Source organism: Caballeronia catudaia (assembly GCF_001544755.2).
GTDB lineage: Bacteria > Pseudomonadota > Gammaproteobacteria > Burkholderiales > Burkholderiaceae > Caballeronia > Caballeronia catudaia.
This window is the reverse complement of record NZ_FCOF02000087.1, coordinates 1-9,707: the sequence shown is the minus strand read 5'-3', so window position 1 is coordinate 9,707 and position 9,707 is coordinate 1. Positions and strand designations below refer to the sequence as shown.

General features: G+C 57.8%; 13 protein-coding genes. 2 read left to right on the top strand and 11 right to left on the bottom strand.

The features are described 5' to 3' along the window. A partial coding sequence (locus tag AWB75_RS35420) for an IS30 family transposase (RefSeq protein ID WP_235012420.1) occupies window positions 1-327 on the top strand: 327 nt, incomplete at its 5' end. Between the two features lie 291 nt (window positions 328-618). Here the strand turns inward: AWB75_RS35420 and AWB75_RS35415 are convergent. The 10 genes from AWB75_RS35415 to AWB75_RS35370 all read right to left on the bottom strand — a co-directional run bounded on the left by AWB75_RS35415 (window position 619) and on the right by AWB75_RS35370 (window position 7,591). Then, on the bottom strand, window positions 619-1,095 hold the full coding sequence (locus tag AWB75_RS35415) for a DUF3788 domain-containing protein (RefSeq protein WP_061128600.1): 477 nt from the start codon (window positions 1,093-1,095) through the stop codon (window positions 619-621). A 43-nt stretch (window positions 1,096-1,138) separates the two neighbouring features. After that, window positions 1,139-1,642, bottom strand: a complete 504-nt coding sequence (locus AWB75_RS35410; protein ID WP_061128599.1) for a YkgB family protein — start codon at window positions 1,640-1,642, stop codon at window positions 1,139-1,141. Between the two features lie 200 nt (window positions 1,643-1,842). Further along, complete coding sequence (locus tag AWB75_RS35405) at window positions 1,843-2,292, bottom strand: GNAT family N-acetyltransferase (protein ID WP_061128598.1); 450 nt, start codon at window positions 2,290-2,292, stop codon at window positions 1,843-1,845. A gap of 226 nt (window positions 2,293-2,518) precedes the next feature. Further along, entirely contained in the window at window positions 2,519-2,938 is a 420-nt protein-coding gene (locus tag AWB75_RS35400; RefSeq protein WP_061128597.1) for a cupin domain-containing protein, read from the bottom strand. Window positions 2,939-3,000: 62 nt separating this feature from the next. Then, the gene (locus AWB75_RS35395; RefSeq protein WP_061128596.1) at window positions 3,001-3,696 is read right to left on the bottom strand and encodes a glutathione S-transferase N-terminal domain-containing protein; all 696 of its coding nucleotides are present in this window, start codon (window positions 3,694-3,696) and stop codon (window positions 3,001-3,003) included. A 139-nt stretch (window positions 3,697-3,835) separates the two neighbouring features. Beyond that, window positions 3,836-4,381 (bottom strand): carboxymuconolactone decarboxylase family protein, encoded by a 546-nt coding sequence (locus AWB75_RS35390; RefSeq protein WP_061128595.1) that lies wholly within the window; start codon window positions 4,379-4,381, stop codon window positions 3,836-3,838. Between the two features lie 186 nt (window positions 4,382-4,567). Further along, window positions 4,568-5,185, bottom strand: coding sequence for a nitroreductase family protein (locus AWB75_RS35385; protein WP_407642205.1), 618 nt, complete (start codon window positions 5,183-5,185; stop codon window positions 4,568-4,570). A gap of 432 nt (window positions 5,186-5,617) precedes the next feature. After that, the gene (locus AWB75_RS35380; RefSeq protein WP_061128593.1) at window positions 5,618-6,574 is read right to left on the bottom strand and encodes an AraC family transcriptional regulator; all 957 of its coding nucleotides are present in this window, start codon (window positions 6,572-6,574) and stop codon (window positions 5,618-5,620) included. An 84-nt stretch (window positions 6,575-6,658) separates the two neighbouring features. Next, window positions 6,659-6,943 (bottom strand): DUF3331 domain-containing protein, encoded by a 285-nt coding sequence (locus AWB75_RS35375; protein WP_087087178.1) that lies wholly within the window; start codon window positions 6,941-6,943, stop codon window positions 6,659-6,661. Window positions 6,944-6,958: 15 nt separating this feature from the next. Further along, the gene (locus AWB75_RS35370; RefSeq protein WP_061128592.1) at window positions 6,959-7,591 is read right to left on the bottom strand and encodes an FMN-dependent NADH-azoreductase; all 633 of its coding nucleotides are present in this window, start codon (window positions 7,589-7,591) and stop codon (window positions 6,959-6,961) included. Window positions 7,592-7,986: 395 nt separating this feature from the next. On the opposite strand from AWB75_RS35370, the gene pdxR reads away from it, so the two are divergent. Then, complete coding sequence (gene pdxR, locus AWB75_RS35365; protein WP_061128601.1) at window positions 7,987-9,399, top strand: MocR-like pyridoxine biosynthesis transcription factor PdxR; 1,413 nt, start codon at window positions 7,987-7,989, stop codon at window positions 9,397-9,399. Here the strand turns inward: pdxR and AWB75_RS39085 are convergent. Continuing rightward, window positions 9,377-9,707 (bottom strand): hypothetical protein (locus AWB75_RS39085; protein WP_235012419.1); only part of this gene is annotated, 331 nt, incomplete at its 5' end. The two genes, pdxR and AWB75_RS39085, sit on opposite strands and share 23 nt — an antisense overlap.

Below are 9,707 nucleotides of genomic sequence, written 5' to 3'. Positions count from 1 at the left end.
CTTGCCTTCGCTTTCCATGCTTCAAATCTCCCGTTACAGCCAAGATCCGAAGTCTCCTACATTTCCGGGGCGGTTCACAAACGCTTCACCATCGCCACTGACATTGCCGTGTATTTCTGTGACCCCAAGCATCCGTGGCAACGCGGCTCCAACGAGAATGCGAACGGGCTGCTGAGACAGTACTTCCCAAAAGGCATCGATCTGTCGACTTATTCGCAAGCAAAACTCAATGCCGTGGCGAGGAGGCTGAACGAGCGTCCAAGAAAGACGCTAGATTACGAGACACCAGCTGAGAGATTCCATCAAGCTATTGCATCGACCGGTTGAATCCGCCGTCGTTTTCAGCCAGTCTCAACTCCAATGCGCTTACGCAATCCAAGATCGAGGATCAGCATGCGCGATGGTGATTACCGGTCGCCGAACTCTCATTCGATGAACTGTTGCACAAAATCGCTGATCCATGAGTCGGCCGCGCCCTACGCTGATTCGCGACGTCAGCATCCGCGCAGCGCGTGCGCGACGGTCTGCCCGTGGCGGACCGACGAAATTATTTGCGGTCCAGAACGAAAGCCGCGCAACAGGCTGTGCGAAACAGCGCAGCGCTGATACTGTCAACGACTACAACCCGTGAAGGCGCGAACGCGTGGGACGTTTCATACTCATGAGATCCGTCACCTCGATTCGATCATCTGCCGACAAGACTGGAATCGTCAGCCATTTCCCGTCATGGTAAGTCCGGGATTCGTCGTAGAGGTTGACCAACGACGAACTCCAGAAGTAACGCCGTTCTTCAAACTTCTCTCGTTCAACCCGGCCCAGTACTACCAGAACGGACAGCTGTCTGTACGCCGGGAGCAAACTGCAGAAGGCCCTGTTTTCCTTATAACGCAAGGCCCAACCACGCTTCTTACCACCGTATATCCAATCAGGCGTGAAAACGTTGGGGTAGAACTCGTCGATCCAGCTTCGCAGCTCGCGCCAGTGTTGGAACGCCTCCGGGCCCAACCAGTCGCGGACACCGCATTCATCCGGATGCGAGGATTTACCAGAAATTCTTTCGCCGATCTCAGCGCTTCGCGCAGTTTTGCTCTCCATTTGCCATCTCCTCAGACTATCAGGATATCCAACTTCTTTCAGATCACTGCTGTGCGTCCGCCCGCGAGGCCTGAATCGATCCGAGCAGAAGTGAAAGGGATGCAGCCAGCAGAACGACGTCTTTAAGAAGAAACTGGCCAGGCAAAGCTGAAATCGCGGGAAAACCACCCGCGGTCGCTTCGGCCACGCCCGGGGTGCTCAACATGAAGGTAAGCGTGATCAGGTAGGTCGCGGCCGACATCGCAGCTCCCAATGCGGAGAAAAGTGGTTGAATCGATCCGATGGTCAAAGCGACGGCAGTCGACAGCTCAAGCAATCCAACTACATCGCTCGCCCCTTGGACGCCAAATAGCGAATTCAACCACTCCATTAAGGGACTGTTGACGATGAAAGGCGAGATTCCAGCGGCTTCGTAATGGGTGAACTTCATTGCACCGAACCACAAAAAGATGATGACAAGCGCCCATCGGAGCAACGAAAGACCAGTTCGAGACCCGGTGCTCCTCTCTGCGATTTGAAAGCGAAACTGATTTGCGCGAATGCTCATTTTGATTTCCCGATTCAGAATGTTAAATCATTTCTTGCAAGATCCCTGCTCCATTTATCTGACACTGGTCCCCGGATTATCTTCGGCCGAAGTAGTCCAGGAAAAGTTAGAATTACCGAGGAGCCAAACGGAAGCCAGCGTCTTTTCCATCTGGCACACGGCGCGTCGGCAGTGTTCTGGCGAAGGCTGTGAAATGAGGTTCACGGGAGCACCTTTCGATACTGGATAAAGCCGGAGCGTTCTCCCACGGTGTCGTAAAGGAGCCTGCCGGGATAGTTTGTTTCATGAGTCAGCCAGTGCACGCGCGGGGCTTTTCGACGTTTCGCCTCCGCGTACACATGTTCGATAAGCATGCGACCAATGCCATGTCCACGAGCGTCAGGCGCAACAAACAGGTCCTGTAGATAGCAGTAGTCGGCGCTTGTCCATGTCGATCGGTGGTAGACCGTGTGCGCAAAGCCGCACGGTCGGCCGCTCACCACGGCGAGAGCCGCCTGCATTGGTTCGTCGGGGTCAAAGAAGCGTTCCCAAGTGTCGCGCGTCACCGTTTTGGGGATATCTACCTTGTAGAATCGCTGATAGCCTTCCCACAGCGAAAGCCAGATATCGAAATCCCTTCGTTCGATGGATTTAATCTCAACTGATTGCATAGAATGCTCCGAAATCCATATGGCAGGTTCGCTGTGAAATGCAACTGAGATCGGCCCCCGCAGCAAGCAATAGGTTCGATCGACGACATTGTTCAGCGGCATGACAATTTGTTAGCCTCGGTTCACAACGGAACGATTCGATCAAACCGGCAATCGCACAGCCTGCGAACTGGAGCAACGCTCTCGCGTGCCTTGCAGGATTCGTTGTTGATCGATGGGTTTCACGCTATTTGACCGGCGCGGTCAGTGTTTTGTCCTCAGTGTCGAGAACGAACACGGCGAGCAATCTCGCAGACTCGGTACTGCTCGCGTTTCGGCTGATCGAATGGATAGCCCCGGGCGGTTCTGACCAACCCTCACCCGCCCGATAAACGCGCGTCGAACCGTCATTCACCTTCGATTCGACAGCGCCCTTGATCACGTATGCGTATATGAATGACGATTTGGCGTGCGTGTGGGGCACGGACGACGCGCCAGGCGCGTAAGTGACTTCCAAGACAATCAATGAATTGCCGGGGACGTTAGGAATCGTCGCGTCGAATTTCGTCGTTACGGTTTGTCCGTCTCCGTCGTGGGCTGCGGCGGAGTTTGCACCCATCGCGGCGAGCGCAAGGTAACTGGCAATGATCATGGTCCGGATATTCATGCTCTTCTCCTTCAGAGTGTCAGCGAGGGCTGCAGGCCTTCCTTTTTCAAGCCCGGACTCATTCAGGCTGCGGGCACCTCAAGGCCACGCCGCACACCAGGGCGCGCGAGACCGCGATCGAACCATCGCTGGACATGAACGAATCGATCGAAACCGACAAGCTCCCGTGCCTCGTAAAAGCCGATTAAATTGCGCACCCACCCGAGCAGCGAGATGTCAGCAATACTGTAGTCATCGCCCATCATCCAGTTGCGACCTGCGAGCCGTGTGTCGAGCACGCCAAGGAGCCGACCGGATTCCGCCGCATACCGGTCACGCGGTCGTTTGTCTTCGTAGGCTTTGCCAGCGAATTTGTTGAAGAATCCGACCTGACCGAACATCGGCCCGACGCCGCCCATCTGCCACATCAGCCACTGGATCGTTTCGTAGCGGATCGCAGGATCGGCAGAGAGGAATTGCCCAGTCTTGTCAGCGAGATAAAGCAGGATCGCACCGGATTCAAATAACGCTACCGGGTGCCCAGCGGGTCCGCTTGGATCGAAGATCGCCGGAATCTTGCCGTTCGGGTTAAGGGAAACGAACGCAGGCTCCTGGTTCTCGTTCGCCATGATGTCGACACGATGGGCTTCGTACGCAATGCCCGTCTCCTCCAGCATGATGCTGACCTTTACTCCATTGGGAGTCGGCAGGGAAAATAGCTGGAGCCTGTCGGGATGGCGCGCTGGCCAGCGCGCGAAGACTGGATGCTGAAGTGTCATTAATGTCCTTGGTGAGGGAACGAGCCAGCCTTTCGCCGAACATGGCCCACCGTTCCACCGAGCGTCAGGTCGTTCCGACGGATGACCCCGAGAGCTCGCTCTCGGGGTGCACAACGTCACGTTTGTCGTAGGCGCGAGATCAGATCGAACCAGCCGGCGCGACGACCGGGAAATCCATGTCCGGGTCGAAAACGTTATTGAAGAAGTTCGTCAGCGAATACATAGCCACCAGCGCTACGATTTCCATCACGTTTGCATCCGTGTAGCCCGCCTCGCGTACAGCGTTCAGGTCGGCGTCGCCCACCTTCCCACGCGTTTCGATTACCTTGCGCGCGAACTGGACAGCTGCGTCGCGCTTCGGGTCGTTGGCACGACCCTTGCGCGCGAGAACGATTTCGTCCGCCGGCAGCTTTGCCAGGTGCTCTGCCGTGAAGCTGTGAACCGTCAGACAGTAGTCGCAACCGTTCACTTCGGAGACCGCGAGGCCGATGCTGTCCCGCGTTTTCACGTCGAGCGCCTTGCTCAGCGAGCCGAGCAGGTACGCCCAGGCGTTGAACGCGATCGGACTCTGCGCGAACGCGGCCATCATGTTCGGCGTGAAGCCGATGTTCTTGGTGAAGCCATCAAGCGTCGCCTTCGATTGGGCGGGCACTTGTTCCGTTGTAAGAATGGTGGTTCGGGTCATGATTGATTCTCTGATTGATTTGCACTACTTATCAAGAAGGGTTCATCGTTAGACCCTTCCCTCGCATTACTTCGGTCCCGGATCAGGGTCGAAGCTGTTAGGCCTTCAGGCGGGAGTTACCTTGCCTACGAGACCCCTATTCATGTCTGGCCGGTTGCTCTGCGTGCTGAGCGCCCAGCGATACGCTTAAACGAGGTCGAGCACGTCGGCCACGGGACGGCGCGGCTTTTGCGCCCAGTTCCCTTGACGCTCAGCGCCGATGGCGAGCAGGAGCGCGGGCACCTCGTCATCGGCTAGACCGAAATCGCGGTGAACAGCCTCGGCGTCAAAGCCGATCATCGGCGTCGAACCCAGACCCAGTGAGCGGGCTGCGTAGATCATTGCCGACGCTCCGAACGTTGCGGTGCGAACTGCTTCGTCGCGGCGACGCTGCGGATATGCCATGTACAGTTCGCGTGCCGGGTTCTCCCACTCCGACACCATCTTCGCCGGCATCACGCCTGCTTCGACCAGCGGGGCCAGACGGTCCGGAATCACGCTGGTGTCGACCAATTGTCCGCAAATGATGAACGTAACTGCCGCGTCCGCGACAGCGGGCTGGCTCCAGGCAAGTGGAAAGAGCTTGGCCTTCGCTGCGGGCGTGCGGACGGCAATAAAGCGCCAGTTCTGCAGGTGGAAGGACGTCGGGGCGCTGGTGGCGATCCGCACCAGTTCGCTGATCTCGTCGTCGCTCAACGTCGCCGATGGGTCGTAATACTTCGTGGCGCTGCGGCTGACGATGCATTCAATGACTGCATTATTCATGGTGGTTCCGCTGTTCATGGTGGTTCCTATGGGTGAGGGGAACTGCTTGGGTGCAGAAGTGCTGCCTTGGAAAGTGGTCGGCAAAAATTCAAAGCTTTTTTGCCGATTGCTGATCACCTTGGCCGCTTTCACCGGGGCGTCGCACCCTCTGCGTGTTTGCCGTCAAGTGGTTGGGTGATTCAACTTTAAGACTTCCTAGCGGTTATTTCGAGAGCGGAAATGCTCAACAAAGTGTCCAAAAGGATCAACCCGCGTGTAGCTGATTGGTTCGCTCGATCTGGCAATGCAGCCGCGTTCATCGCGCCGACGCGATCAAGGTCATGCAGTCAAGATTGCATCGAAGGAAGCACGGGCGAAGGCCATTCGCCCCGCGCCGACATCGCCGGATCCTGTCCCGTGTTGGTTCGAACCGGGGACGACAAATCTCGGGCGCTATCGCCCTTGACGTGCGAGACGGCGCCATTCACCGGGTGTCATGCCCATCCGCTCGGTGAACAAACGGCGGAACGACGACACGGAATGGTAACCAGCCGATTCGGCCACGGCCTCCGTGGTCATCGTCGGCTTCTTCAGCTCGTTCGCGGCGTGGCTCATGCGGATGTCGGTTAGCAAATCGATGGCTGAATATCCGAGCGTTTCCTGGAAATGCCGCATGAACGTGGCGCGCGACATGTTGCACAGGGCGGCTAACTCCAGCAGGTTCCACGCGCGCGCGGGATCGGAGAACATGGCCGAAATCGCGGGCGCCAACCGTGGATGGCCGGCGAGCGCCAGCAAGCCTGTCGGGGCCTGATTCGATTTGCTCGCCTCGCGCAGCACGATGGTGAACAGCGCCGAACTGAGCGCGTTGAGGACGGCGTAACCGCCCACTTTTTCTCCGGTAGACTCGCCGCGCATGAAGCGCACAAAATTGGCGAGATGATTCGAAGCGGATTCGATATCGGGGTCATCACCGCCGCCCGTAGTCCGCACCACCAGATTCGTCGGAAGGTAATTGCGGATCAGTCGATCATGGGGCGGCGCAATAAAAAAGCGGCCGCATAACATATCGAGATGTTCGCCAGCGCCATCATTCTCGCTAAACGTCCACCCGGCGAGGTCCTGGCGCTCGCGAGTGGGTCCGGGCTGAATTCCACTGCCGTCGTGCAGGACGTGCGCTGAGCCGTGGGGCAATAAGACGATATCGCCAGCGACAAGCTCCTTTGCCATTCCCGTCGCTGGATCCTCGATAATCGCCTTGCCTTTAAGGACGACGTGGTAGGGGATTTCATGGCTTGCCGCCTGATCCCACACGACGCGCCACGGTGCGCCGTAGGCGCAGCGTACTTCCGGCCGACCAGTGACGGTGATCAATTGCAGCAGGCTACTCAACCAGTCGACGTGAGACATATGATCCCGTAAGGCCTCAGCATGGGAAAATCAGGTGGCCGATCACGACCACACCTTGTGCGACGCGCTCATGATGCAGTGTTCCTAACATGATGCTTCCTCAAGAGCACAAGCTACTACCGAAGCCAGAATCATTCTATGGCGGTTGACCGGTGCATACGTTCGACTCACACGCGGGCGAAATATAGGGTCACCGCGATGTATAGCCTCACCGGATAGCGCACAGACAGCATCCGAAGGTGCCGATCCAAGACCCCAAATCTGGCTCTCGTAACGTCCCATGCAGGGGTCGCTCCAGCGTACGCTAATCGTCGTCGACGATAGTTTCTCCACAACGGAGAGTCGCGAGGGCGTCGGGAGATTTGGCATGAGATATCAGCACGCTCAAACGGCGCTGCACACGAGATTTGCCATAAGTGGCTCGATTGTGGCGATCAGAGAAGCTCGAAGTCGCGCGGCTTGCTCCTGATCGAGAAATGCGGTTGCCTGCAGCGGCACATAGTGGACGGAGGTGAAACCAATGCAAGTCAGTACGGCAGAAAGATAGGGCGTGAGGAAATCTGGCTGGCTGGCGCGCTCGCCAGTGAACACCCCACCTGACGCGATACCGACGAAAACCGGACGGTCTCGAAGCATTCCGACCTTGCCAGCGGGCGTCGACAGCATCGTGCGACCCACGCGGATAAGTTGATCGATCCACGCTTTCAGGACGGACGGAATCGTCAGATTATTCATGGGGGTTCCGATAACAATTACGTCGGAAGTCTCGACCTCCTCAATGAGTTCCTCAGCGAGGAGGACCGCGTCAGCGGTTCGTCCTGCAGCAGCCAATGTCGCAGGCGTGGAGAGTGCGTCAGCGTACGCCGCTCCAAGATGAGGTATCGGCTCCAATCCGAGGTCTCGCCGGCGAACTTGCGCGCTCGGGAAGACTGTTTGAAGCTTCTCGACGATCCCAGCCGAGAGCTTTCGGCTATGCGACTCCAGTCTCGGACTGCAATCGATATGCAAAATATTCATACAATTTTCTCCGGCGGATTTGGGCGCGATGGCGGTCGCGTGATCGCTTGTCCCTAAGTCGTCGGCCTCGGATAGCAGACGAAAGCCGTTGCTTGAAACGCAGCGCACCGAATTCAGCGAGCGTCTTTAAACCCCTAACTAAAAAAGGCCTTGTGCAGGCGCGCGCCGTCTGTGCAACACTCCGTTCCCCGTGGACTTCTGCACGGCGCGTAAATGCCCGCAATTGCGGTGCGCTCACAGATTCGATCGAATACGGAGAGAAAATCGGGCGCATGATTGCAAGAGCCCCCTACCGTATTGACTTCGTGTCGTAGCACCGATGGCAGGACAGATTCTGTACCATCGACAGTGCGTACAACAGAACCAAGATCGTGACTTTTGTGTGTACCAAGAAGATGGATTCAGACCTGCAGATTCAGCTCGACCGAACGGCAAAGCGGCCCCTTGCAGAACAGATTTTCGAGAGCATCAGCAGGGCAATAGAGTCAGGGCTGCTCGAGCCGGGAACACGTCTGCCATCGTGGAAAGACCTTGCCTCGCAGCTTGGGGTGGCGCGTGGGACGGTTCAAGCTGCCTATGAGCGCTTGAGTGATTCGCAGATGACCGAAACGTTTGGAGCCGGAGGAACTCGCGTTGCCCCGCGGCTTCGCGTCGCGACAACTCAACGACAAGCGGCGCGGCTCGGGTCTTTTATGAGGTCGTACGAGGAGATGATGGCCGGGCCGGCGATTTTCCAACTCGGTGTTCCGGCGTTTGAGGGGCTACCGGAAAAGCTTTTTTCGCGGGCTCGCTCCTCCAACCTGCTAAAAGCCGATCGCTTGTCGTCGCTGCTCTATCCCGATCCGAGAGGAGAGTTCGAACTGCGCAGAGAGATTGCAGGAAATCTCTCCATTGCGCGAAACTTCCACTGTCATCCGGAGCAGGTTTTCATCACGTCCGGATACAGCGCAGGCTTAGGCTTGACGCTTCGCGTGTTAGGTTTGGATGGCAGGAAGGCCTGGATGGAAGAACCCGGTTTCAGGGTCACCCGCAAGGGGCTGGAGTTGGCTCGGTTGAACATCGTGCCGATACCGGTGGACGCGGACGGTATCAACGTGGACTACGGCATCGAGACCGCCCCGGACGCCGCGTTAGCGGTCTTGACGCCCGGTCAGCAGGCGCCTCTAGGCTCGACTTTGTCGTTGAGACGACGCCTTCAGTTGCTTGAGTGGGCGGCCTCAACCGATGCGTGGGTCATTGAAGATGACTACCTCGGCGAACTGCAGCTGGCAGGCAGGCCGGCGCCAGCCATGGCGTCTCTCGATGAGGGCAAGCGCGTCATCCACATCGGCTCCTTCAGCAAGACTGTCAGCCCAGCTCTGCGGCTTGGCTTCGTCGTGGCCCCGCCCGAACTGGCTAACGCATTCGCGGAGGTGGCTGCGACATTGGCTCCTGCGCCGTCGCCGGTTATCCAGATCGCCACCGCGCAATTCATGCATGAAGGCCACTACATCCGGCGTGTGCGCCGGCTCAAGCGTATATATTCCTCGCAGCGCGACGCGTTGGCTGAGCAGTTGCGTATGCGGAACGCGGAGTGGGTGAATGCGGGCCTGGCAGTGCTTCTTCGACTACCGGACGGTGCCCCTGACGTGCGGATCGTTCGCGAGGCGATGACTGCCGGTATCGCGCCGTCGCCTTTGTCCGCGTGGTTCGCAAATCCGTCGTGGACGGTGCGTGGCCTTTTGCTCGGGGTTGCTACGGCGCCTGAACAACACCTCGTCAAATCGTGCCACCGATTGTTCGAGATCATTGATCGACATTGCAGATGAAACGGTTCGCCTGGTGATTTGAGATCGGCGTGAACAAACGTAAGGCGCTCTCGATGTCCGTCCGGCCACCATTTCCGACGAGAACCCCATGCCGATCGCTAAACGCCTGCATTGGAGAATCCATTAGGTTCTCGATGCTCGCTAGTGTGGCGCGAGGCCACTCGGCTGGCATGCGCGTGACAGTCTCGTCCGCCAGAGTCCGTGTTCGGCCATGAGGTGTCCCACGATGGCTTAAGGACGCTCTGCAGAACACGGTTTCAAATGCCTGCGCTCCATGCAGGCGTTGGGCCAGCTTTTTTATCCGGCTC